The 22,715-nt window shown below is 63.1% G+C and carries 21 protein-coding genes; 15 read left to right on the top strand and 6 right to left on the bottom strand.

Annotated elements, in window-relative coordinates:
• Positions 1-57: 57 nt before the first annotated feature.
• From MSIMFI_RS05590 to MSIMFI_RS05575, 4 genes are read left to right on the top strand one after another with little or no spacing between them, the layout of a single operon-like run.
• Positions 58-1,170, top strand: a complete 1,113-nt coding sequence (locus tag MSIMFI_RS05590; protein ID WP_222106454.1) for a hypothetical protein — start codon at positions 58-60, stop codon at positions 1,168-1,170.
• A 31-nt stretch (positions 1,171-1,201) separates the two neighbouring features.
• Entirely contained in the window at positions 1,202-1,789 is a 588-nt protein-coding gene (locus MSIMFI_RS05585) for a UGSC family (seleno)protein (protein WP_191496455.1), read from the top strand.
• The gene (locus MSIMFI_RS05580; RefSeq protein WP_191496454.1) at positions 1,786-3,054 is read left to right on the top strand and encodes a CaiB/BaiF CoA transferase family protein; all 1,269 of its coding nucleotides are present in this window, start codon (positions 1,786-1,788) and stop codon (positions 3,052-3,054) included. The genes MSIMFI_RS05585 and MSIMFI_RS05580 overlap by 4 nt, the downstream gene beginning before the upstream one ends.
• Positions 2,997-3,632 carry a hypothetical protein gene (locus tag MSIMFI_RS05575; protein WP_191496453.1) on the top strand — a complete coding sequence of 212 codons (636 nt, stop codon included), beginning with the start codon at positions 2,997-2,999 and terminating at the stop codon, positions 3,630-3,632. Before MSIMFI_RS05580 ends, MSIMFI_RS05575 begins: the two co-directional genes overlap by 58 nt.
• Before the next feature lie 13 nt (positions 3,633-3,645).
• On the opposite strand, the gene MSIMFI_RS05570 is transcribed toward MSIMFI_RS05575, so the two are convergent.
• Together MSIMFI_RS05570 and MSIMFI_RS05565 are read right to left on the bottom strand one after the other, a co-directional pair.
• Positions 3,646-4,200, bottom strand: coding sequence for a DUF3558 domain-containing protein (locus MSIMFI_RS05570; RefSeq protein WP_191496452.1), 555 nt, complete (start codon positions 4,198-4,200; stop codon positions 3,646-3,648).
• Positions 4,201-4,213: 13 nt separating this feature from the next.
• Positions 4,214-5,011, bottom strand: coding sequence for a PaaX family transcriptional regulator C-terminal domain-containing protein (locus MSIMFI_RS05565; protein ID WP_191496451.1), 798 nt, complete (start codon positions 5,009-5,011; stop codon positions 4,214-4,216).
• A 107-nt stretch (positions 5,012-5,118) separates the two neighbouring features.
• Between MSIMFI_RS05565 and MSIMFI_RS05560 the strand changes: the two genes are divergently transcribed.
• The 6 genes from MSIMFI_RS05560 to MSIMFI_RS05535 all read left to right on the top strand — a co-directional run bounded on the left by MSIMFI_RS05560 (position 5,119) and on the right by MSIMFI_RS05535 (position 12,454).
• Positions 5,119-6,270, top strand: coding sequence for an aromatic ring-hydroxylating oxygenase subunit alpha (locus MSIMFI_RS05560; RefSeq protein ID WP_191496450.1), 1,152 nt, complete (start codon positions 5,119-5,121; stop codon positions 6,268-6,270).
• Positions 6,271-6,328: 58 nt separating this feature from the next.
• Entirely contained in the window at positions 6,329-7,006 is a 678-nt protein-coding gene (locus MSIMFI_RS05555; protein ID WP_186241028.1) for a TetR/AcrR family transcriptional regulator, read from the top strand.
• Positions 7,007-7,077: 71 nt separating this feature from the next.
• Positions 7,078-8,283 carry a cytochrome P450 gene (locus MSIMFI_RS05550; protein ID WP_186241029.1) on the top strand — a complete coding sequence of 402 codons (1,206 nt, stop codon included), beginning with the start codon at positions 7,078-7,080 and terminating at the stop codon, positions 8,281-8,283.
• A gap of 124 nt (positions 8,284-8,407) precedes the next feature.
• Complete coding sequence (locus MSIMFI_RS05545) at positions 8,408-9,379, top strand: enoyl-CoA hydratase/isomerase family protein (RefSeq protein WP_191496449.1); 972 nt, start codon at positions 8,408-8,410, stop codon at positions 9,377-9,379.
• Between the two features lie 19 nt (positions 9,380-9,398).
• A complete protein-coding gene (locus tag MSIMFI_RS05540; RefSeq protein WP_191496448.1) occupies positions 9,399-11,693 on the top strand; it encodes a CaiB/BaiF CoA-transferase family protein in 2,295 nt (764 codons plus the stop codon).
• Positions 11,690-12,454, top strand: coding sequence for an SDR family NAD(P)-dependent oxidoreductase (locus tag MSIMFI_RS05535; protein ID WP_191496447.1), 765 nt, complete (start codon positions 11,690-11,692; stop codon positions 12,452-12,454). The genes MSIMFI_RS05540 and MSIMFI_RS05535 overlap by 4 nt, the downstream gene beginning before the upstream one ends.
• Positions 12,455-12,520: 66 nt before the next feature.
• Here MSIMFI_RS05535 and MSIMFI_RS05530 read toward each other — a convergent pair whose 3' ends face one another.
• Positions 12,521-13,324 carry a polysaccharide deacetylase family protein gene (locus MSIMFI_RS05530; RefSeq protein WP_191498042.1) on the bottom strand — a complete coding sequence of 268 codons (804 nt, stop codon included), beginning with the start codon at positions 13,322-13,324 and terminating at the stop codon, positions 12,521-12,523.
• A 494-nt stretch (positions 13,325-13,818) separates the two neighbouring features.
• Here MSIMFI_RS05530 and MSIMFI_RS05525 point away from each other — a divergent pair, with 494 nt between their 5' ends.
• Positions 13,819-14,292, top strand: a complete 474-nt coding sequence (locus tag MSIMFI_RS05525; protein WP_085250427.1) for an SRPBCC family protein — start codon at positions 13,819-13,821, stop codon at positions 14,290-14,292.
• A gap of 1 nt (position 14,293) precedes the next feature.
• Here the strand turns inward: MSIMFI_RS05525 and MSIMFI_RS05520 are convergent, their stop codons facing one another.
• The 3 genes from MSIMFI_RS05520 to MSIMFI_RS05510 are packed head-to-tail and all read right to left on the bottom strand — an operon-like array spanning position 14,294 to position 16,551.
• Complete coding sequence (locus MSIMFI_RS05520) at positions 14,294-14,848, bottom strand: pyridoxamine 5'-phosphate oxidase family protein (protein WP_191498041.1); 555 nt, start codon at positions 14,846-14,848, stop codon at positions 14,294-14,296.
• Complete coding sequence (locus tag MSIMFI_RS05515) at positions 14,848-15,894, bottom strand: LLM class flavin-dependent oxidoreductase (RefSeq protein WP_191496446.1); 1,047 nt, start codon at positions 15,892-15,894, stop codon at positions 14,848-14,850. Before MSIMFI_RS05515 ends, MSIMFI_RS05520 begins: the two co-directional genes overlap by 1 nt.
• A gap of 3 nt (positions 15,895-15,897) precedes the next feature.
• Positions 15,898-16,551 (bottom strand): TetR/AcrR family transcriptional regulator, encoded by a 654-nt coding sequence (locus tag MSIMFI_RS05510; protein ID WP_191496445.1) that lies wholly within the window; start codon positions 16,549-16,551, stop codon positions 15,898-15,900.
• A 122-nt stretch (positions 16,552-16,673) separates the two neighbouring features.
• Between MSIMFI_RS05510 and MSIMFI_RS05505 the strand changes: the two genes are divergently transcribed.
• The 4 genes from MSIMFI_RS05505 to MSIMFI_RS05490 all read left to right on the top strand — a co-directional run bounded on the left by MSIMFI_RS05505 (position 16,674) and on the right by MSIMFI_RS05490 (position 22,711).
• Positions 16,674-17,318: a TetR/AcrR family transcriptional regulator gene (locus MSIMFI_RS05505; protein WP_191496444.1), complete on the top strand. Its 645-nt coding sequence runs from the start codon at positions 16,674-16,676 to the stop codon at positions 17,316-17,318.
• A 51-nt stretch (positions 17,319-17,369) separates the two neighbouring features.
• On the top strand, positions 17,370-19,130 hold the full coding sequence (locus tag MSIMFI_RS05500) for a flavin-containing monooxygenase (protein WP_191496443.1): 1,761 nt from the start codon (positions 17,370-17,372) through the stop codon (positions 19,128-19,130).
• A gap of 123 nt (positions 19,131-19,253) precedes the next feature.
• Complete coding sequence (locus MSIMFI_RS05495; RefSeq protein WP_224770091.1) at positions 19,254-20,753, top strand: flavin-containing monooxygenase; 1,500 nt, start codon at positions 19,254-19,256, stop codon at positions 20,751-20,753.
• 320 nt (positions 20,754-21,073) lie between these two features.
• The gene (locus MSIMFI_RS05490) at positions 21,074-22,711 is read left to right on the top strand and encodes a PE family protein (protein WP_191496441.1); all 1,638 of its coding nucleotides are present in this window, start codon (positions 21,074-21,076) and stop codon (positions 22,709-22,711) included.
• Positions 22,712-22,715 lie beyond the last annotated feature (4 nt).

Here is a 22,715-nt window from a genome sequence, read left to right as displayed (position 1 = left end):
ACAGTGAAGATATGGTCGACCTACGGTTGTCCCACGAGCAACGTAGGAGGCAACCAAATGACCGCCGTAATTACCGACGAACGGGATCTCGTCGAGTACTACTTCGACCAACCGTGGAGCGACGGACTGCCCGTGGTTGCGCCAACACCCGAGCGCGTCGCCGCGGTGCTGGACGTATTGGGCGGTCTCCCATCAGAACTGGTGGCACGGATCCCACCGCGGTGGGGAAGCCTGACTCGCGAATTGCTGGCCGTGAACATGGTGATGGCCGGCTGCAAGCCCGAGTATGCCCCGGTCGTGCGCGCCGCGATCCTCGCGCTGGCCGACGCCCGGTTCAACCTCAACGGCATTCAGGCCACGACTCACGTCGTCGCACCGCTGGTGGTGGTCAACGGACCCATTGCCCGCAAGATCGGAATGAACTCCGGCGGAAACGTTTTCGGCTCGGGAAACCGCGCCAACGCCACCATCGGCCGCGCCATTCGGCTGATCCTGCTCAGCGTGGGCGGGGGCATCCCGGGCGAACTGGACAAGAGCACCCTGGGCCATCCGGGCAAGTACACGTTCTGCATCGCCGAGAACGAGGAGGCCAGTCCGTGGGCGCCGTATCACGTCGAGCACGGGTACGCGCCCGAAGAAAGCACCGTGCTAGTGATCGGTGCCGAAGCCCCGCACAGCGTCACCAATCACATTTCCGATGATCCACAAGGGATTCTGGATTCGATCGCCTCGGCGATGAGCACCATTGCCCACAACAACGCGGTGCTTGGTGGGTCGTGCACCGTTGTCATCGGCGTGGAACATGCGCGCACCATCGCCTCCTTCGGCTGGACCCGCGACGACGTCCGTCGTTATCTGTGGTTCAACGGCACCAACGACTGGGACGACGTGAGTTACGGCGATCGCTATGCACTTCCCGGGGAACACACCTATAACCGCAACCTGCCGAAGTGGTACCCCCGGATCTCGGGCAGGCAGCTGCCAATTGTGTTCACTCCCGACGACATCCACCTGTTTGTTGCCGGCGGATCCGCAGGCCGGTTCTCTGCCTTCCTGCCCGGCTGGAGCACCGCGACGACACCGGTGCTGCGCGCCATCGATGACGACGTGGTGGGCATCAGCGGCAGCGGCCGCGAGCTCGATTGCTCCGACGGCGCCTGCCGGCTGTGACAGATCTCGAATCAATAGAGGGAGAAAAGCTATGAACGCCTTTGTATATGACCCGCGTGGTGTGGTCGAGGTATCGACCGTCCCGATGGCCCCACGGCCGAGCCGCTTCGAGGGACTGCGCTTAGGGGTGCTGAGCAACACCAAGTGGAATGCCGCCAAATTGTTGCGTGCCACGGTGCGTGAGTTGGCCGATCACGGGGTTACCTTCGCTTCGGTCAACTACTACGACAAGCACCACTTTTCCTCGGATGCCAGCTTAGAGTTGATCAATCAAATCGCGGCCGAAAATGACGTCGCGCTAACGGCTATCGGTGACTGCGGCTCGTGCTGCTCAGCATGTATCAACGACGCGGTGCGACTGGAAGAAGCAGGGCTGCCCACAGTGGCCATCGTGACAACCGAATTCGAGCTCGAAGCCCGGTTGCAGTGCGAATCGCATGGCATGGCCGATCTGGAACCGGCTGTCGCGACTCATCCCATCAGCAGCCTGACCTTGGAACAGCTCGACGTCCGTGCCGCCGAGATAGCGCCGCAAGCTTGGCGCATTTGGTTTGATGCTGGTGCGGCACCAAGCGGAAAGGGTTCGGCGGCAACGGTGTTCGAGGCTGCAGCGTTATGACCAATCGGTTGGTACCGCAACCACTTTCAGGTCTACTGGTAGCCGACTTCTCCCGGATACTGGCTGGGCCGTACTGCACCATGACGCTCGCGGACCTGGGTGCCGACGTCATCAAGGTCGAGCGACCGGAGGGCGATGACACCAGAGCCTGGGGACCTCCATTCGTCGACGACGAGAGCACCTACTACCTGGGCGTCAATCGCAACAAGCGCAGTATCGTGCTGGACCTGCGCGACGACAACGACCTGCAGACGGCCAGAACCCTGGCCGAGCACGCCGACGTTCTGGTGGAAAACTTCCGCCCCGGCACGATGGCGCGATTCGGCTTGGATGAGCCTACGATTCGCCGGGCCAACCCCGCGCTGGTGTACTGCAGCATCTCGGCCTTCGGGCCCGGCGCAGGTCGTCAGCTCGCCGGCTATGACCTCCTGGTGCAGGCGCTGGGCGGCTTAATGAGCGTCACCGGGCCTGACTCCGATACCCCAACCAAAGCCGGTGTGGCGCTGGTCGATGTGCTGGCGGGACTGTTCGCGACAGTCGGCATACTGGCGGCGCTGCGTGAGCGCGACCGATCCGGACGCGGCCAGCACGTCGAGATCAACTTGATGTCGACGATGCTGTCGGCTCTGGCCAATCAGTCCGCCAGTTATGTACTGGCCCACCAAGTCCCACACGCGATGGGCAACGGGCACATCAGCATTGCCCCCTACGACACCTACGCGACCGGCGACGGGAAGATCGTGCTAGCGGTGGGAAACGACAAGCAGTTCGGCCAACTCTGTAATGCCCTGGGAATTTCCGCACTGGCACGTGATCGACGATTCATCACCAACGAACTGCGGGTGCGCAACCGAGCACCGCTGCGTGAGCACTTAGAACGCGCGCTAGCGTCCAACTCGGCCCTGTATTGGACGAAGTTACTACCCGCGTTGGGAATACCTGCCGGCGCGGTCAACAACATTGCCGAAGCTTTCGCGTTCGCCGAGCAGCTTGGCCTGCAACCGATCCAGAACACTGAAGACGGCGATAACCGACTCGGCCGCCAGGTGGCCAGTCCAATAACCCTGTCCGCCACGCCCGTGTCCTACCGGACCAGGGCGCCGTTGCTGGGGGAACACAGCACCGACATCCGTAGCTGGCTGGCCGGCCTGCCTTTCGCGACAAAGAGAACCTCGGGATCTGCTGGTCGGCTAGGCTTCCTGGAGTTATGGCGTCGCGGATTGGTATTAGCAGCGCAGTGTGTGTGTTGGCATTCATGGCTCTAGCGGGCTTGCCCACGGCACACGCAAACCCCGACGTCGCGCTGCCCCCGATCGCATCGACTGGTGGCGGGCCGATTATCGGCGGCGGCGACGAGGCCGCCCAGTACCGGATCGCGCGGCAGTTGAGCAGCCTCGGCAATCCCGACGTGCAAGAGGGGGACGGAGCGGATGCGGCGGCGTTCATCATGGACTCGGCCGCTTTGCCTAGCAGCGGAGCCAACCCGCGTCTTGCCGCTGCCTTCGTGCCGTTGCAGCGGGCGTTGGGATGCCAGAGGGACAACACGTCGTTCGGGGCACGTGCTTACCGACGGTCCGACGGACAGTGGGGCGGCGCGGTGCTTGTCATCGCCAAGAGCGCTACGTCGGACATCGAGGCCCTGACGACCTGTGTCAAGTCGGTGTGGCCGGCGCCCACTGCCGGCGGGGCCACGTCGATGTGCGCCAGCGGGTGGACCTATCCGACCTCCGGGGAGAACCATCGCCCGGAGACCTATTACATCTTGCTCGCCGGCACCGACGGCGACTTCTGCAGCACGCGCAACGAAAGCTATGCCAACTACGCCACCCGGTGGCCCGCCTAAAGTAGGGCTCGGGTCATTTGGCGGCCGCGATCGATCGGCGGGATAGCTCAATCGCGACGTCGCAGAGATTGCGGTCCGGCCTTCTTGTGAATTGGATTGACCATTCGAAGAAGTCGGCCTCGTACCGGATGGCGACGTCACAGAGCCTGTTGCCGAGTCGGGGGTCGGAGGCCACCGCGACAAAGCCGTCATGCCCATCGAGGTTGATGTCGGTGACGGTGCTGCGCATCCGCTCCTCGTTCTTGCGTTCGCGGCCGATCGGGCTGCCGCGAAACCAGCTGAACGAGATCCACGGCCCGATGATGGCACCCGCGACCAGCCACTGACAGCCCACCGAGTTGCGGGCCGTCACGACCAGCCCGCTAACCCCGGTTAGCTGGCTGACCGTCTGATCACTGACACCGCCGCATTCTGGGAAGAAGGGACCGTGCGACCCGCTTGGCGCGGCAGACGAGGACGGGGGCTGTGTCGGTTGACTGCGCGATCCCGGCGAGCCACCCCAGCACCCCGCCAGCAGCGTTGCCGCAACAGCCAGCACCAGCAGTCGTCTCAGGAGTCGCCGGCTCATCACAATCCCACGATCAGCGGAACTCGCTATTCAATCGTCGCTTGAACGCGTCGTCGAAACGGCGGTAGGTGCTACGCAACGTGTGCCCGGGCCAGTTGTCTTCAACGAGCTCGGCGGGTAGCAACGGATCCAGCTGAAGATGCCGGACCACCGCGATCGATAGGGCGAACTCGTAGGTGAAGCTCTCGGCCGAGCCGCGTTCGCTGGTATTGAGCGCGACGTTCATCGCATCGATGAGCGCCCTGGCGTCGTCCGTCCACCCATCAAGGGAAAACAGCGCGCGCATCTTGTCGGGGGTGATGTCTGTGGCGGCGCCGTGAAAGTGGGTGCATTGCCGATCCAGCACCGCACGGGATGCCGGAAGTCGTTGTGGGTCAAGGTTGTCCGGGCGTATCCACACGCCCTCCCGAAGTTCCGCCAGATGCAGCGCCGTTGCCGCCTTCCTAAGCTCGAGACGGTCGCCAGCCGAGCGACGATCCAGCGAGACAATCGCCAGCTCCCAGGTTCCGTCCCATTTCGCCGCGCCATCGATCCGGGATGCCGCATCGACACGCTCGCGGCGCTCCAACAAGTGCCCGGCGAGCGTGTAGCTTCCGCCGTCACCGATGAGTTCGCCATTGGAGACCATCCGCCAAAGACAGGTCCGGGCGGCGCCGTCGCTGATGCCGAACAGGGAGGCCACCGCAACCAATTCCGCCACCGCAAGCCGGGCCTCGTCGGCACCCAATAATGCCGACGCGAGGACCGAGCGCGCACTGAGCGGGCGGTTGTCGATCAGGTCGCTAACCCGGGATCGGGGAACTGTGGGCACCCATCCATCTTCCCCGATTACCGTCGATATCACTAAACAATTGACACGTGACGATCATACCGTGATACTGACACTCATGAACTCCCCAACGACGTCGTTGGTGGCTGATGATTGCTAAAGACACTGAGATCGTTCGGCGGGTGCTGGCCCATATCGACGCCGGCACGACCGATGAGGGTGCACCGTGGCGAGAGCCCGTCGAAAACTACTTGAACCCAAGCCGATTCACCGCGGAAATCCGGCTGTTGCGCGCGATGCCAAGCGTGTTCGTTCCCTCCGCGGCGATTCCGAATCCGGGCGACCATGTGCAACGATCCACTTTCGGGGTGCCGCTATTTGCCGTGCGTGGCCGCGATCGACGGGCGTGGGTTTTCCGCAACGCCTGTCGGCATCGTGGCTTCGCCCTCGTCGAAGACACCGGATGCTCCCACGCGCTGGTATGCCGCTACCACGGCTGGACATATCGCCTGGACGGTTCGCTCGCACATGTGCCCCACGACGACGCATTCCCCGGTCTCGACATGTCGGAGCGCGGTCTCGTCGAGGTCAGCAGCCGGGAAGTGGATGGGCTGATCGTCATCGGATCGCTCGACAGGCCGCAAGAGCCCGGCGACGAGACGATGCCATGGCTGGGAGACGGAACCCCGTGGCGCGACAAACTTCTCCCGGCGCAACGGCTTGTGTACGTGGATTCCACTGTGCGAGCGATAAATTGGAAGGTACTCGTCGAGCAGTTCCTGGAGGGGTACCACATCCGCTCGACGCACAAGGACACCTTCTACCCGGTGCAATACGACGACCTCAACGTGGTCGAACGGTTTGGACCCAATAGCCGAATCACGTTCCCATACCGCAATATTGAGCGTCTCCGCGACCGTCCGGAGACCTCGTGGACGATCGACGCGCGGGTGACTTATCTGTATCAGCTGTTCCCCAACGTCATGTTGGCGACGTTCCCGGACCTGATGCTCATGGTTGTGATCGACCCGCTGGACGTCGAGCACAGCTCGGTCATCACTTATGCGATGGTCAGGCCCGACCTCGCCGAGCGGGCCGCGCGTGACCCTGGACCGAATAACCCGGCAGGTGCGGCGAGCTTCATCGCGCGCGGCGCGGTGGAGGATAACGAGATGTCGGAGGGCGTTCAGCGGGGCTTGCACTCCGGCGCAAACGAATTCGTGGAGTTCGGACGGCACGAAAGCGCGATCGGCCATTTCCACGCCAGCCTTGACGAGCGCCTGGCGCGATTCACAGCATAGGCACTACGAATATAGAGTAAGCTTTCCGGCACTACCGTCCTCGCCGGAAAGTTTCCTCATGGCCCGCCGCAAGCCCAATCCCGTTGAACGCCGCCGCGAACTATGCGACGCAGCGATTGCGCTGTTGGCCGTCGATGGCGCTAAGGGATTGAGCCATCTGAAGGTTGACCGGAAGGCCGGGGTGGCTGACGGTACGACGTCGTTTTACTTCCGTACCCGCTCGGCGCTGCTGCGTGGCGTTGCCGAGCGGTTGGCCGAGCTGGATCTGGCAAATTTACAGTCTGTCGCAGACAGCGCCGGTGCCGACGGGGAGCGTTCCTCGCCGTCCCAGTTGTCGGTCATGGTTATCCAATCCGGCGTTGAGCCACGGTTGTCGTTGACCAAGGCCAGGTACGAACTGACGATGCAAGCCACTCGCGATCCGGAGTTGGCGGCGATTCTGCGGCAAAGCACGGACGCATTTACCAAGCTGCACCGTGACATCCTGGTGCGCCTAATGCCGCACGGTGCGGACCTGGAGCCGGCCGTCGTCGAGGATCTGAGCAACGTCACGCTGACGTTCATCAACGGGTTGTTGCTGCGATTCGCCCATGGCGACCGGATTATTAGCAGCCCGGAGCAGCTCGACGACATCCTGGCGGCAATCGCCGTGGGCGTTCTCAAAAGCTCGAAGAAGGGGCGGCTAACCCACGCGACGAGTGAGCGGGTCTTGTCTGAGCGCTCTCTACAAGAATAGAGTGAGCTAACAGCGGCAGTCCGCCGTGGACAGCATTCGCGTCCGGAAATCGCGGTGACAGGGAGGATTTCGTGACGGCGAGCACCGATAGCCAAGTACATTTCGATCCGTACGATGTCGAACTCATCGCTGACCCGTATCCCATGTTCGCCCGCCTGCGCGACGTGGCACCGCTCTACTACAACGCCGAATACGACTTCTATGCACTGAGCCGGTTTGCCGACGTCAACAAGGGCCTGGTCGACCACGTCACGTTCAGTTCCGCTCGCGGCGCGATCCTGGAGTTGATCAAGGCCAACCTCACCATCCCGTCGGGAATGCTCATTTTTGAGGACCCGCCGATTCACGACGTACATCGCAAGTTGCTGTCGCGGATGTTCACGCCCCGCAAGATCGGCGCGCTGGAGCCGATGATCCGCGAGTTGTGCGCGCAACTATTGGATCCACTGGTCGGATCGGGGCGGTTCGACTTCGTCGGCGATCTGGGTGCGCTGATGCCCATGAAGGTCATCAGCATGCTGCTCGGCATTCCCGAAGACGATCAGGTGTACATCCGTGACCGTGGCAACGCCCAATTGCGGACCGAGGCCGGCAAACCGATGTCGGCGGCCGAGCGGGGGCTATCCGTGGGAGAGGCCTTCGCCGCGTACATCGACTGGCGTGCCGAGCATCCGTCCGACGACATCATGACCGATCTGCTCAATGTCGAGTTTGTCGATGAAACCGGCACAACGCGGCGGCTGACTCGCGACGAGATACTGGTCTACGTAAACGTCGTGGCCGGTGCGGGCAACGAGACGACGACACGACTGATCGGCTGGGCGGGAAAGGTTCTCGCCGAGCACCCTGACCAGCGTCGCGAACTCGTCGAGAACCCGGCGCTTATTCCCCAGGCGATCGAGGAGCTGCTGCGCTATGAGCCGCCCGCGCCGCACGTCGCACGGTACGTGACCCGGGACGTGAGCCTGCACGATCAGACGGTGCCCGCAGGCAGCGTGATGATGATGCTCATCGGAGCGGCGTGCCGGGACGAGCGCCAGTTTGGATCCGATGCCGGCCAGTTCGACATCCATCGCGCCATCCGGCCGCACCTTACCTTCAGCGTGGGCACGCACTTTTGCCTGGGTTCGGCGCTTGCGCGTCTGGAAGGCCGCATCGCCTTGGAAGAGATCCTCAAGCGCTTCCCGGAGTGGGAGACCGACCTGACCAATGCCAAACTCAGCCCGACGTCGACGGTGCGCGGCTGGGAATCCATGCCGGCTCTGGTGCCGCAATGACCGGCCGGAGTGACTTCACCGCTGACGAATTTCGTTATGTCACAGGAGTTTCGCTTCCCGTCGAAGCGGGCGGCTAGCTCAACTAGGCCCTACTCAAATAAGCAACAGAAGCGGGAGAGAACTCATGCCTGAATACGACTACGAAGAGATGAAGAAGGAAGCCGAGCCGTACATCAAGTTCGAGAAGGACGTCAAAAACAGAATCGCTTACATCACGTTCGATCGTCCCGAAGCGCAGAACTCCACCACGTTGGGGATGCGGCAGAACTACGCCGACTTGATTCACAAGTGCAACGTGGACGACGACGTCAAGGTCGTGGTAATCCGCGGGGAGGGCGAGGATTTCGGTAGCGGAGGAGACTTGCCCGAGCAGCGGGGCATGCTGGAGAACCCTGGGATGGCGCTGCTGCATGAGCTTGCGATCAACGACGACAACGTCAAGTATCCGCCGGGCGGATCGTACCGTTACCTGTCCACCGTCACCGATTTCTATGCCAAGGCCCGCGCGGGAAACAGACCGCTGCAAGAACTTCGGAAGATCAGCATCATCGAGGCCAAGGGCTACTGCTACGGGTGGCATTTCTATCAGGCCGGCGACGCAGATCTGGTGATTTCCTCTGACGACACCCTGTTCGGACATCCCGCTTTCCGATACGTCGGCTGGGGACCGCGACTGTGGTGGTGGGCGGAGACCATGGGCCTGCGGAAGTTTTCCGAGATGCTGTTCACCGGACGGCCATTCAGCGCGAAGGAGATGTACGACTGCGGCTTTGTCAACAGCGTGGTGCCGCGCGAGAAGTTGGAAGAAGAGACGTTGAAGTATGCGACGGCCTGCTCTCGGTCGCGCCCCACGGATACGGTCGCGGTGCAGAAGACCTTCCTTGAGCTCTACAAGCAGCACAAGGGCGAATATTTCGGCAGTCTGCTCACCGGCATGATCGAAGGCATGCTGCCGATGATCACCAACGACCGCGACAACGAAGTCGACCTCACCGAGGGCACATTCGGTAAAGGTCTCAACAACGTGGTCAAGGACAACGATATGAACTTCCCGCCGGAATGGCGGCTCAGCCGCTCTGGGCGCGCGAAGCCCTGATCACGTTGGGAGCAGGGACATGTCGGCGCTGAGCGGTATCACGGTCATCGAACTGGCCGACTCTGTCGCGGGGGAGTACTGCGGGAAGCTGCTGGCCGACTTCGGTGCCGACGTGATCAAGGTCGAGGCACCGGGGCCTGGTAACGGCACGCGTAGCCGCACTCGGGCCGCACTGTTCGGTTACCTCAATACCAACAAACTGTCGGTCGTCCTCGACGCGGAGCGTCTGCACGAGCTCATCGGTGCCGCCGACGCGGTCATCGAGGACCGGTCGAGTTCGTGGGCCGATCAGCATCCACATGTGGTGGTCTGCTCGATAACGCCATTCGGTCAGGGGGCGGCCGTGGAGTTCGACAACGCCAAGAGCATCAACGTATTCCACGCCAGTGGTTGGGGGTATCACACGCCAAGCCACGCCGATCCCGCGGAGCCGCCATTGCAGGGGCCCGGACGTTTTCTCGCCGACTACGAAGCCGGGCTCGATGCCGCCCTGTGTATCACGGCTGCGTTGTTCGGGCGGCTGCACAGTGGGCGCGGCGAGTTCATCGACGTCTCGCAACACGCCGTGCTGGTTTCGCGCGCCGACTGCATCCTGGGCCGATTGATCGCCGGCGAGGTGCCGGCGGACGGCGCGCGGTGCGATTACGACCAGCAGGGCCCGGCAACGTTTTTCGCCTGCGCCGACGGCTTTGTCTACCTGTACATGACCAGTCGCGCGCATTGGCTGGGCGTCAAGACGCTCATGGGTCATCCGCAATGGCTCGACGCTTTCGACGACGACTGGCTGGAATTCTCCGTCACGCCGGAGAAGGTCGCGGAATTTCAGCGCGGCTTCGCGGTTTGGGTCCGCGATCTGGCGAAAGAAGCCGCGGCGCACGATGCGCAGCGCCTGGGGGTGCCGCTGGTCCCGGTCAACGACGCCGCGGATCTGCACCACTCGCCGCAGTATCGGCACCGCGGCTTCTTCCAGGATGTAAATGGCGTTGCCTATCCCACCGTCCCTTACCTGCTTAGCGCAACTCCAGCCGAAATAACATCTCCCGCACCGCCTCTGGGTCGGCATACCGCGCAGGTCCTGGATGGGTTGGGCGCCACATATATTGCGCCGACGCCAAGGTCGACACAACGCAAGCAGCCAAAGAACCCTCGCGGTGGCCCCCTGGAAGGGGTGCGGGTCGTCGAGCTGACCAAGGTGTGGGCCGGTCCGTACGCGGGAAAACTGTTGGCGATGCTGGGTGCTGAGGTGATCAAGATCGAGACGGCGGCGTTCCCCGAGGAGATGCGCGCTTACGGCGGCACCGATATCAACCACGCGCCCTACTTTTTGAGCATCAACCCCGAGATCCTCAGCGTGGACCTCGACATCAAGTCGTCGACGGGCATGGCCCGGCTGCGTGAGCTGATCGCCCGCAGCGATGTCGTCATCAATAACCTTCGCCCGGGTGCGATGGAGCGCCTGGGCCTGGGGTATGAGGACCTGAAGTCGATCAAGCGGGACATCATCTCGGTGTCGATCAAGATGTGGGGCAACGACGGACCGTTGGGGCATCAGACGGGGTACGCGCCGTGTTTCGCGGCGTTGGCCGGAATCGCGGCACTGGTCGGCCATCCGGGTGGGCCTCCGCGCGGGACTAATATCCGCTACGGAGATTCCACCGTCGGTGCCGCCGCCGCGTACGCGGCCATGGTGGCGTTGCTGTATCGCGAGCTCAGCGGCGAAGGCCAATTCGTCGATGTGTCGGCCGTCGAAACCCTGTCCTCGATGATCGGGGACTGTCTGCTCGAACAGAACCTCACCGGAATGTGTCTCGGGCCCACCGGCAACAGCCATCCCGATATGTGCCCGCACGGCTGCTACCCGTGCGCAGCAGGCTCGTGGATCGCTGTGGCGGTGGCCAATGACGCTGAATGGCAACAACTGTGCGACGTCCTGGATGCCGGGTGGCTGGCCGAGCGCTACCCAGCGATGGATGACCGGCGCGCTCACTGCGAGGCAGTCGATGCCGAACTCTCGCGCCTGACTCAATGCCACGATCCCGAGCAACTCGCACACCGGCTGCGGATGTCTGGGGTGCCGGCGAACAAGAGCGCCACTTCGGTGGATGTGATTGGCGATCAACGGCTCTGGGACCGCGAATTGTATCGTTTCGTCAGCGATCACCGCGAAGGCCAGCGCCCCATCCTGGGACCGTCGTGGCGGATGACGCGGAACCCCGCCGGTATCGAGCGTGGCGCCCCCGACCTCGGCGAGGATAACGACTACGTGCTGTACGAGATGCTCGGCGCCGGAACGCGAACGGTGTTCACGACATGACGGCGAGCCTGGCGCATACCGCCGCCCTGGTCACCGGGGCCAGTAGCGGGATCGGCGCGGCAACGGCGAAGGCGCTCGCCGAGCAGGGCGCCGCCGTCGCACTGCTAGCGCGCCGGGCCGATCGGTTGCAGGATGTACGAGCCGATATCGAATCCTCCGGCGGGACAGCGCTAGTGGTGCCCGCCGACGTTACCGACGCCGATCAGGTAGCGACGGCCGTCCAGCGCACCGTCGCAGAGTTGGGACGCCTCGACATCGTGGTGAACAACGCCGGCCTGATTCGGACCGGGTCTGCCACAGAGGCGCCTCTGCAGGACTGGGACGACTTGGTGGCAGTCAACGTGCACGGCGTTCTCTACGTCACCCGCGCGGCGCTCCAGCATCTGATCGACGCGGCGGCCGATTCGCCGCGCGGAGTGGCCGACCTCGTGACCGTCAGTTCGACCGCCGGCTGGGTGGCCCGACCCGGCACCGCGGTCTACTCGCTGACCAAATTCGGTGTGAACGCCTTCAGCGAGGGCATCCGCCAAGAGGTGCTGGGCAAGCGGGTCCGGGTCGGAGTTGTGGGTCCCGGAACGGTCGATACCGAGATCTTCACGCATCTGGCCGCACCGTCGCGGGAGGCGTTCGAGCGGCAGACTGCCGACATGGTCAAGTTGCGGCCGGAAGACATCGCCGACGCGGTGCTGTACATGGTGACCCGCGACCGCAGGGTGGCGGTCAACCACATGCTGGTACGGGCCGCCGAGCAGACTTGGTGATCGCTTCAGGAGCCCAACGTCAGACCGTCCGGCCGCTGTGAATCGGGCGTGTCCATCCCGGAGACGCTATGGCGTTTTGAGGAATACGTCGTTGAGGGTGACGGTACGAAGATTTCGAGTGTGGATGATCTCGACAAGTTGCGGGTAAACGTGGGTGACCGGTAGGTGATTGAGGTGGCCGATCACGATTGCCTGCGGGGTGAAGTACTGATCGGCCATCTTCACGATGTATTCCTCGGTGATCAGTGTCGAATCCGACAGTGTGCCCGACCAAAGGACCGGGACGGTATAGCCGAGGTCGGCGGCGACAGCGTCAACCGCGGCATCGTGTTTGGCATACGGTGGCCGCCAGTACGGTTTCGCGCCGATGTCATAGGTCTTCTTCAGAAATTCGTCGTTCCGCGTAAGTTGTTGGGCGACCTGGCTTTTCGTCAGCGTGGTCAAGTCCGGATGCGACCATGTGTGATTGCCGAGTTGTATCTGGCCGGAATCGACCAACGGTCGAAGGATTTCGCGGTTGTCGGTCCAGGAGTCGTAGGTTCCGTTGACAAAGAACGTCAGCCGCACACCGGTGTCCTTGGCGAACTGTGTGTACGCCCGCACTACGTCGGTGTTGACGCCGTCGTCGACGGTCAGCGCAAGCAGATCACCATTGCCCGGAAGTCGCGATAACACCCCACCGCCAGGCAACCGAATGCGCGCACTCGGTGGTGGTGGCGGCAACAGCCCTGCGACGGTCGGTCCGGAAGTCGGCGGGGCCGCCGGCGTCTGTGCGAAGGTGCGCGGTTGCGGGTCAACCATGCACCGGGCCGCGCCCACCCCGACGACGGTGGCGGCGGCAAGGGACCCGAGGAAACGGCGCCGGTTCAGATCGGACACTAGACGACCGCACTTTCGGTGCGCCACAAACCTGGCAAACCCCCGATAGGTAAGCCTGTGTTGAATAATGACGCCACCACAGCAGCGAACCGTACCATTACCAGGGGCGATATCCCGTGTTGATCGCGGGAGCGTCGGCTATCCGTTTCCTGTCAAGGCTGCGGCTAACACTTGCTCGACGACGGCGGCGACTGAGCGCAGGCGCTAGCTGCTGCCCACGACGAACACGCTGGAAAAGGCCATCGCGGCGCCGGCAAGCGTGGGGTTGGGCGGCCGAACACGGCCAGCGGGGTGCGGCGACGTTGTATCTCGAACGCCTGATTAGGTTCGTCTTGATTGTGGCCAATGTCATGCGGGAGGGAGAAGATTGCGCGGCGCCTCGAGTGTGAATCCATGGCTTTTGACGGTGTGGCCAGGGCCGCCGAATCGCGTAGATTCGATCCTGAGCGCCCACTCGATGGGGAACCGACGCGAAGGGGTATGCCGTGACTGTCATCGTTGTCGACAGAGGACCCAGGCGAGTCAGCCGAAGGGTTGAAGTGGCCGCGCCAGCGGCCGAGCTATTCGCGATGGCGGCTGATCCCCGGCGCCACAGTGAGCTGGACGGATCGGGGACGGTTCGGGACAACATCGACGCGCCAGCGAATTTGGTTGAGGGATCGAAGTTTTCGACAAAGATGCGGATGTTCGGCCTGCCGTACCGGATCACCAGCACCGTGACCGCCTTCAAACCCCACGAATTGATCGAATGGCGCCACCCCTTAGGCCACCGTTGGCGATGGGAATTCGAGTCGCTCTCGCCGACTCTGACCCAGGTCACCGAGACGTTCGATTATCACGACGCCGGTTCACTCAAGAACACGCTGAAGTACTACGAGTTGATGGGTTTCGCAAAAGCCAATGCGAAGGGTATCGAGGCGACATTGGCCAAATTGCGCGATCGCTACGCCGCAACGTAGCTCAGGACGGATCGTCGGCGTCCCATGGCACGACGCCGGAAACCCAGTGGCTCAGTTGTTGCACTTGGTCATTGCGGTGCAGGTGGCGCGGCGGTGTGGCGAACGTCGCATAGGGCCGGCAACGGATCACAACGCGGTTTTCTCGCTCGCACATTGCTTCGACGGACGCGCGCGCCTCTTGGCCCAGCGGCTCGCCCGACATTCGACCGGCTACTGCCATCATCACGTCCACCGCTGCATCACGGTCTCGATCGAGGGTCGCATCGGTGTAGACCTGTACGTAGCTAAACGGCCACCGCTCGTCGAGGACACACAGACTGATTTTGCCGTCACGTTCGATGACGCGGGCCTTACCGCGGCCGGCCATGGTCGACACCAGCAGCTCGTCGTCGTCGGTTGGGATGTAGTAAACGATCGACATGCCAGGGCCGTCATTGCGGCGGCGGTAACCGAACACACAGGTGCGGTGCGTACGAACGAACTCGCGGCGCTCCGAGGGGAGCATGTCGCGGTCGGTCGGGGCCGTGAAGGGCTCTGCCGCGAGAGGGAGAAACATCACGAAACATCCTTGCTATCACGGGCGTCGGGTTCAGAGCTCGTTGTCGCCGGCTGCAGAGACGGCAACCGTACATGGGGGAGGACGTCATCGGTGAGCAGGTGCAGACTGGCCCAGCCGACGTCAATGGGTAGCCCACCAATAAGCGGGTTCATTACAACTTCTCTTCTGCCGCAGCGGATTTGATCGAGCAATTGTCCAGGCGTGAGGATCTCAACGTTCTTCAGGCGCCGTAGGTCGTCGATCGAGTTGGCGGGAGTTTCATTTGGCCGCGGTACGCCGGTGACCTTCCAGGCACTGTATTCGGCGGCTTCGTTCATCACGAATTTTCCATATCGGGACCAGGCTTCGTCGGGGTCAGCGTGCAGCAGGGTAACGGTACTGCCGTTTTCGGGGTGATAGACGAACCCGGACTTACCCTGTCTGCGCAGTTCCTGCTCGTAGAGCGCCTCCACTTCGGGCATGGCCATGGGTGGTGAGAACGGAAGCCCGAAGCGCGCCGCTCGCCGGGCCGCCGCAGCGGTCATGCCGCCGACGAAAACGACCGGATGCGGGCGGGTATGCGGTTTCGGTGTGACGTTGATGAGTCTGCCGCCATACTCGAAAGGCTGATCGCTCCAGGCATTGAGCAGCACCGACAGGCAGTGATCCATCAGCGAGCCGCGCTGCGACCAGTCCTTGCCCGCCGCGTGGTATTCCTCGGGGCGGTAGCCCATTCCGGCTACAAAGCTAAATCGTCCCTCGGCCAGGTTGTCCAGCACGGCGATGTCCTCGGCGAGCCGAACCGGATCGTAGAGGGGAACGATAAGCGCGTTGATGCTGATACGAACCCTGCGGGTGCGCCCTGCGATGGCGGCGGCCAGAATCAGCGGCGACGGAAGCCAACCCGTCGCGGCCAAGTGATGTTCTTCACCGCTGACGGCGGTGAATCCGCGCTGATCGGCGTACTCTGCCATCTCCAGCGCCGCCTGATAGCGTCTGGCGTGGCGTGCCGCCGGGTCGGCGATATTGGTCATGTTCAGCCGTAATGCGGTGAGCAGACTCATCATTTATGACGTGCGCTGGAGACCAGCGAACAGGGTTCCCCTGACGAGCTTTTTCACCGAACTCAAAGATGCTTCATAGGCCTCCGGGGAGAGACTGGCCGCCTGCTCCGACAGACCACGCGTCAGGGCGCAGATGGCCTCCACCGCCGCCACAGGTCCACTTTGCGGGCTGTTGTCGGACAGCACGCCCTGCGTTCGGGCGTCCTCGATGATCTCGCTGACGACTTCGCGCAGCGCCTTGGAGCCCGGATAATTAGTGCCGCCCCGCCGCGACTCGGCAGCGCCCTCGGCGCGGACCGCTCGCAAGAAAGCCGCAAGGTGGGGATAGTCGCGCATCAGGTGTTTCGACTCGTCCAGTACCGCATCGAGCCGGTCGACAACGTCATCGGACCGCGCGGCGGCGGCACGCAACCGCGGCAAGACGATGTCCTCGATCTCCTCACCGGTTGCCTTGAGCAGCTCGGATTTGTTGGGAAAGTAGTGATACAGGCTGCCGCTGGTCATGTCGGCTGCCCGGGCGATCTCCCGGATCGTCGCCTGTGAATAGCCGATCTCGGCCACGCAGCGCATCGTAGCGATGATGATCCGTCGGCGGGTCTGCTCACCGCTGGCGCCGACAGGGCGGCCGAGCTGCGGGCCCGATTGAGACGCGGTCATGCCGCGCGACACCGGCCGTCGGCTTGTCGGACACCCACCACGCACCCCCGTCGACGCCGAAATCAACTGACCAGTCGAATATATTCGACCATATTGGTGACCGCGAGTGAGGAAACGAGTCAATGACGCAAACGCAGCTGGGCCGCCCGGTTGGTGCCAGCGGCGAGGAAACCCGCCAGCGCATCATCGTCGCAACGATGCGCTGTGTGTCCGAAGTTGGCTATTCCCGAGCCACAATCCGCCAAATCGCCCGTACCGCGCACGTGACCAGCGCCAGTCTTTACAACTACTTTCCGAACAAGTCGGAACTGATAAAGGCGACGATCGTGGCCAGAGCCGACGCCGCTATGCCGCGGCTGCGACAGGCCGCGGCTATCGAAGGCAACATCATCGACCGGATCGAAGCAATTCTCGATGAGTGCGGCCGTTTGATCAGTGAGTACCCGGACTTGGCCGCCTTCGAGTGGGCGATCCGGGCGAACAACGCCATCGAATCCGACAGGCTGGAAGCAACCAGGGAAAGAGCCCCGCAAATAGAACCGGCGTTCGCGACCTTCCGCGAGATCATCGAGGGCGTCGTGGATGAGGCCTGCAGGCAGGGCGATCTCGGTGACCACCCGGACCCCGGTGGCACTGTGGACGCCATCTATGCGCTCATGTATGGCCTGACCGAGCTGGCAGCCACGTTGCCGCTGGAGGCATACCAGGCGGCGCTGAACTCTTCGAAGGCTTTGGTCAGGGGCGCGCTGTTTCGCCATACCCCTTGATATGATCAAGCGTTTAATTATAGTCGAGGTCATTTAGAGGAAGTCGAGACCTTGACCGACACTGTTGGGTGCGCGTTCGACGTCGACGCGCTGCGACAAAAGTACGCAGAGGAGCGGGCTCGGCGACTGCGTCCGGACGGGATTGCGCAGTACGTGGAGATCGCGGGTGATTTCGCGCGGTTCGCCGAAGACCCGTGGGCAGACGGGCAGTCTGCGCGAGACCCGCTCACCGACGAGGTGGATGTCGCGATCGTCGGCGCCGGCTTCGGTGGGCTGTTGACCGGCGCCCGGTTGCGCGAGCTCGGCGTCGAGAGTCTGCGGCTGATCGACAGAGCCGCCGACGTGGGTGGGACCTGGTATTGGAACCGATATCCGGGCATCGCCTGCGACGTCGAGTCCTATGTGTACATCCCGCTGTTGGAGGAGCTCGGCTACATGCCAGCCGAAAAGTATGCCAAGGGCGCCGAGATCTTCGCGCATTGCCGCCGAATCGCCGAGCATTACGACCTGTACCGCAACGCGTGCCTACATACCGATGTGTACGAGATCCATTGGGACGCCCAAGATTCGCGCTGGATCATCCGAACCAACCGCGGTGACGAGATGCGCGCCAGGTTCGTCTCCATGGCTAATGGGTATCAGGCGAAACCCAAACTGTCAGGAATCCCCGGTATCAATGCGTTTCGCGGACACACCTTTCACACCAGCAGGTGGGACTACGGCTACACCGGTGCGCAGTTGGAAAACCTGGCCGACAAGCGTGTTGGCATCATCGGTACCGGGGCGACGGCGGTCCAGTGCGTGCCGCATCTCGCCGCGGCCGCGCAACAACTCTTCGTCTTCCAGCGCACGCCGTCGTCGGTCGACGTGCGCGCCAACCGGCCCACGGATATGCGGTGGGCCGACGCGTTACCGCCCGGATGGCAACGGAGGCGCATCCAAAATTTTCAGATCCTGACCGCCGGAGGCCGGGCAGAGGAAGATCTGGTCGCCGATGCCTGGACGAGCATCACGCGAAAGCTTCCGGTCATGCATCACGACACCGACGGGACTCGAGACATCGAACTCGCGGACTTCGCGAAGATGGAGGAGATCCGGGCGCGGGTCGATGAGATTGTGACCGACCGCGCCACCGCCGAGGCGCTCAAGCCCTGGTACGGCTACTTTTGCAAACGGCCCTGCTTCCACGACGAGTACCTGCAAACGTTCAATCGTGACAACGTCACATTGGTGGACACTCGCGGTCGTGGGGTGGAGCGCATCACCGAGTCCGCCGTCGTCGTCGATGGCGCGGGCTATGACCTCGACTGTCTGATCTTCGCGACGGGTTTTGAGGTGGGCACCGACTACTGCCGTCGCACCGGTTTCGAATTGATCGGTCGCGACGGGATGACGCTGACGGAGCGGTGGCGCGACGGTGTGCGGACGTTTCAGGGCTTGTACGCCAACGGTTTTCCTAATTGCTTCATCGAAAGCATCGCTCAGGCGGGCTTGACGGTGAACTTCCCATATTTGCTTGATGTGCAAGCGACCCACGTGGCATGGATCATCGCGTGGGCCTTGCAACGGGGTGTCACCGAAGTTGAGGCTGCAGCCAGTGCCGAGGCCGCATGGGTCGACACGGTCGTACGGCGTTCGGTCGCCACCGCAGAGCGGGCCAAGACGTGCACGCCCGGCTATTACAACCGGGAGGGAATGGCAGACGCCAAGACACGGCAGGGGAGCTTCTTCTTCGGTGCACCTACCGAGTACGCCGACATCTTGCAGGAGTGGCGGGCGAAGGGAGACATGGCGGGCCTCGAGATTCGCTGAGGAGGAGCGGCGCAATGATGCACAGCCGGCGACGATGCAGAGCGAAGCGATGAGGAGGAGCGGCGCAATGATGCACAGCCGGCGACGATGCAGAGCGAAGCGATGAGGAGGAGCGGCGCAAAGATGCACAGCCGGTACCTTGTCGGCCGGTTGCGAGCGGCGACGCGGCACCGTCGCCCGCCGAGAGTCGCGATCATCGGCGCGGGGTTCGGCGGCCTCGCCGCAGCGGTGGCGTTGCGGCGCCGGGGCATCGACGACCTGGTGATCATCGAGAGCGCCGCTGGTGTCGGCGGAACCTGGCGGCGCAACACCTATCCGGGCGCGGCCTGCGATATCCAGAGTCACCTGTACTCGTTCTCGTTCGCGCCCAACAAATCCTGGAGTCGCACGTACGCTCGCCAGCCAGAGATCTTGGCCTACCTCGAGTCGGTGGCTGGCGATTTTGATTTGCGCCGACACCTGATGCTTGGCACTAGGGTGCGTACCGCTCGTTGGAACGAGGACACTTGGCAATGGGACTTACATCTAGACCGTGGCGGACGCTTCCTGATGCTGACCGCGGATGCGGTGGTCAGTGCCGTCGGTCTGTTCGGATCGGTGAAGCTTCCCGACATTGCCGGTCTGGCGGACTTCGGCGGTGACCTCATGCATACGGCGCAGTGGGATCACAATGTCGACCTGACGGGCAAGAGGGTCGCCGTCGTTGGCACCGGAGCCAGCGGGGTGCAGGTGGTGCCCGAACTGGCAAAGGTGGCAAGGCAATTGACGGTGTTCCAGCGCACACCGCCCTGGATGGTTCCCAAGGACGATCGACCTTACAGCCCAACCGAATTGACTCGGTTCCGGCGCAACCCTCTTGCGATGCGTCGAACACGTTGGCGCATCTGGAAATTCCAGCACGACATCACCGCGACTTTTGTCCACGATCCGGTGGTAACCGCTCGAACCGGCGTCGCGACCGCCTTCCTGGAGCGCACGGTGTCCGACGAGCGCCTTCGCCGGGCACTCACGCCGGACTATCCGTTCCGCTGCAAGCGGGTGTTACTGGGCGACGACTACTACCGGGCGTTGCTGCAAGACCATGTCGAGTTGGTGACCGATCCGATCGAGCGCGTCACGAAGACTTCGGTCGTTACTGCCGGTGGTGAGTCCGTCGATATCGATGCGATTGTGCTGGCCACCGGATTTGAGACCGCGCGTTACCTGGCGGGCATCGACGTCATCGGTGCTGCGGGTCAGCGTTTGCACGAACGCTGGGGCACGGACCCCAGCGCTTATCTAGGCGTGGCCGTCGGAGGATTCCCAAACTTCTTCATGCTTTACGGCCCCAACACAAACCAAGGTGGCAACTCGATCGTCTACATCCTCGAGGCGGGTGCACGGTTGGTGGCCAGCGCGGTAGCCCGGCTAGCGCGCCGGGGTGGATGCCTTGAGGGACGGCCCGAAGCCGAAAAACGGGATAACGACCAGCTTTACGCAGATCTTGAACGAACCATCTGGACTCAGTGCGACAGCTACTTCCGTTCACCAACCGGCCGCATCGTTACCCAGTGGCCTTATAGCGAGCTGGAATACGCCCGCCGCACCTGGCGCCTGCGGCCGACAGACTGGATGCATCGGTGACCTGACTCGTACAGCACGCTAGCATCGGGATGTCGATCTTGGGATTGCGGGAGCCAAATGCCGTGCCGCACAACGTCTTTATTCATCAATAAAGCGCCTTGCAGCCCGCCGGCGATGGAGTTCAAGCCAGGCGACGGTAGCCCGGTGATCACACATGTACCGCCCGTGCGGGTGAGTGTGAGTGCCATCCCGCCATGCGCCCGCCAATCGCCGTGGCCAAATAACCTCGTCTCCGGAATCGACCGTGGGAATGATCCTTCACGTTACTATCAACTGATTGATTATATGTATCGGTGAAGACGGCCGGCGGAAGGATGGCGATGTCGTATCTGGTGGCGGTCCCGGAGTTGTTGTCGTCGGCGGCGCGGGAGGTGGTCGGCATCGGCGCGGCGCTGAGCGCAGCGAATGCAGCGGCGGCGCTTCCCACGACCGGACTCTTGCCCGCTGCTGCCGATGAGGTGTCGGCGGCGGTTGCGGCGTTGTTCGCGGGTAACGCCCGGCAGTATCAGGCGGTGAGCGCTCAAGTCGACGCATTTCATCAGCAGTTCGTGCAGTCGTTGGCGGCGAGTTCGGGATCCTATGCGGCCGCTGAATTGGCCAATACCAATCCGCTGGAGCAGGCGGCGCTCAACCTGATCAATACGCCCACCCAGACATTGTTGGGCCGTGCGCTGATCGGCAACGGCGCCGACGGGACGCCTGGGACCGGTCAGGACGGCCAACCCGGCGGTTTGTTGTACGGCAATGGTGGAAACGGCGCTTCCGGCGCGGCCGGCCAGGCCGGCGGCGACGGCGGCAGTGCCGGGCTGATCGGCAACGGTGGTGCCGGCGGCCAAGGCGGGGCTGGCGCAACCGCCGGCGCGCCCGGTGGTCGTGGTGGCAACGGTGGGCTGTTGTGGGGCGACGGCGGAAACGGTGGGACGGGTGGGTCAGGAGCCAATCCCGGGCCGGGCGGAGCCGGCGGCGCCGGCGGGCACCTGGCCGGCCACGCCGGCACGGCCGGAGCTCAGGGCGCAAAGGTCAACGGTCCAAACGATCCTGGCAGTCCAGGCGACCCCGGCAATCCGGGCGACCCGGGCGGGCCGTCGCAACCGCCCGGACAGAATGCGGTTGACGCGGCCCGTGACGGTGACCTCGCATCCTCCAACGGAGGAACCATCACGAACGGCGATCTCGAGGAGATCTCCGGCATTGATGCCGGCATCAACAATCCCAATGTCTATTGGGTGCATAACGATTCGGGGGACTCGGCGCGAATCTTCGCGATCGACTCAACGACGGGCCAAACGCTGGGTACCTACAAACTCAGTGGTGCAACGGCTATCGACTGGGAGGACATCGAGGTCGCCAAGGGACCGGACGGAAAGTCCTATATCTATGTCGGGGATATCGGCGACAACGGCCACTCGCGAAGCGACGTCGTGATCTACCGAGTCCCCGAGCCGATTGTCACCGGCACCGCGTCCAGCCCAACCAACACCACGCTGTCCGGAGTTGAGCGGCTGCGCGTGACCTATCCCAACGGCGAAAAGATCAATTCCGAGTCGCTAGCGGTCGACCCACGCTCAGGCAACGTGATGCTCGTGGAGAAGACCGATGCCGATGTCTCCCGCGTCTACACGGCGCCGGCAAGTGCATGGGGCGGCAGCGCCGACACGACACTGCAACAGGTCGCCACGCTGGACTTGTCGGACGCCCACTCCCAGCTGACCACAAGTGCCGACTATTCGGCGGACGGTTCGCAGTTGGTCGTGCGCACCTATGACGACGTGCTGCTGTGGAACCGCACCGAGGGAAGTAGCGCCTGGTCGCCGTTCAGCCAGCAGCCAGTTGACGGGCCGTTGGTAGATGAGCAGCAGGGCGAAGCGATCGCCTTCCATCCCGACGGGACGGGTTACGTCACGGTGAGTGAGGGTTCCAACCAAACCCTGCACAACTACGGCCCGCGGACCACGTGATCCG

Source organism: Mycobacterium simulans, assembly GCF_900232995.1.
GTDB classification, from domain to species: Bacteria; Actinomycetota; Actinomycetes; order Mycobacteriales; family Mycobacteriaceae; genus Mycobacterium; species Mycobacterium simulans.
This window is presented reverse-complemented; position numbering and strand designations above follow the sequence as displayed.

Bases quoted from the DNA above. Each gene is read 5' to 3' on its own strand.
- MSIMFI_RS05590 (WP_222106454.1), top strand. From the start codon at position 58: ATGACCGCCGTAATTACCGACGAACGGGATCTCGTCGAGTACTACTTC.
- MSIMFI_RS05585 (WP_191496455.1), top strand. From the start codon at position 1,202: ATGAACGCCTTTGTATATGACCCGCGTGGTGTGGTCGAGGTATCGACC.
- MSIMFI_RS05580 (WP_191496454.1), top strand. From the start codon at position 1,786: ATGACCAATCGGTTGGTACCGCAACCACTTTCAGGTCTACTGGTAGCC.
- MSIMFI_RS05575 (WP_191496453.1), top strand. From the start codon at position 2,997: ATGGCGTCGCGGATTGGTATTAGCAGCGCAGTGTGTGTGTTGGCATTC.
- MSIMFI_RS05570 (WP_191496452.1), bottom strand. From the start codon at position 4,200: ATGAGCCGGCGACTCCTGAGACGACTGCTGGTGCTGGCTGTTGCGGCA.
- MSIMFI_RS05560 (WP_191496450.1), top strand. From the start codon at position 5,119: ATGATTGCTAAAGACACTGAGATCGTTCGGCGGGTGCTGGCCCATATC.
- MSIMFI_RS05555 (WP_186241028.1), top strand. From the start codon at position 6,329: ATGGCCCGCCGCAAGCCCAATCCCGTTGAACGCCGCCGCGAACTATGC.
- MSIMFI_RS05545 (WP_191496449.1), top strand. From the start codon at position 8,408: ATGCCTGAATACGACTACGAAGAGATGAAGAAGGAAGCCGAGCCGTAC.
- MSIMFI_RS05540 (WP_191496448.1), top strand. From the start codon at position 9,399: ATGTCGGCGCTGAGCGGTATCACGGTCATCGAACTGGCCGACTCTGTC.
- MSIMFI_RS05535 (WP_191496447.1), top strand. From the start codon at position 11,690: ATGACGGCGAGCCTGGCGCATACCGCCGCCCTGGTCACCGGGGCCAGT.
- MSIMFI_RS05520 (WP_191498041.1), bottom strand. From the start codon at position 14,848: ATGTTTCTCCCTCTCGCGGCAGAGCCCTTCACGGCCCCGACCGACCGC.
- MSIMFI_RS05515 (WP_191496446.1), bottom strand. From the start codon at position 15,894: ATGAGTCTGCTCACCGCATTACGGCTGAACATGACCAATATCGCCGAC.
- MSIMFI_RS05510 (WP_191496445.1), bottom strand. From the start codon at position 16,551: ATGACCGCGTCTCAATCGGGCCCGCAGCTCGGCCGCCCTGTCGGCGCC.
- MSIMFI_RS05505 (WP_191496444.1), top strand. From the start codon at position 16,674: ATGACGCAAACGCAGCTGGGCCGCCCGGTTGGTGCCAGCGGCGAGGAA.
- MSIMFI_RS05495 (WP_224770091.1), top strand. From the start codon at position 19,254: ATGCACAGCCGGTACCTTGTCGGCCGGTTGCGAGCGGCGACGCGGCAC.
- MSIMFI_RS05490 (WP_191496441.1), top strand. From the start codon at position 21,074: ATGTCGTATCTGGTGGCGGTCCCGGAGTTGTTGTCGTCGGCGGCGCGG.